Here is a 353-nt window from a genome sequence, read left to right as displayed (position 1 = left end):
AACTGCCGCAGAATATCCAGCACATTAGGGGGCGCTGCCCCTGAGCGGAACTGCCCCTCGGCATCCACCGTAATGGCGTAAACAGGCTTGGTGCCAAGCCGGAGCCATGTGCCGCTCCTGTCCGTCTGGACTGTGTAGGTGCCCGGAGCTGGAGCCTGCGCATACAGATCCGCAACATAACCGCCAAAGGCAATGCCCCCGGCATATCCGCCCTCATACAATGCCAGGACTGAGCCGGGGCCGTCCGAGATCTGGTAAACATAATTGACGCTGTCGATCAGGGTAGGGGTCAGGTTGGATGCGCGGCCCCGCAGGCGCGGCACGGAGCGCCCCACCACGTTGCTGTCCCCATC

General features: G+C 62.9%; 1 pseudogene. It reads right to left on the bottom strand.

Features of this window, described 5'->3' with window-relative positions:
• Nucleotides 1-353, bottom strand: a pseudogene (locus HK26_RS11730) (hypothetical protein); the annotation flags it as partial.

Source organism: Acetobacter okinawensis (assembly GCF_002153655.1).
Lineage (GTDB): Bacteria > Pseudomonadota > Alphaproteobacteria > Acetobacterales > Acetobacteraceae > Acetobacter > Acetobacter okinawensis_A.
This window is presented reverse-complemented; position numbering and strand designations above follow the sequence as displayed.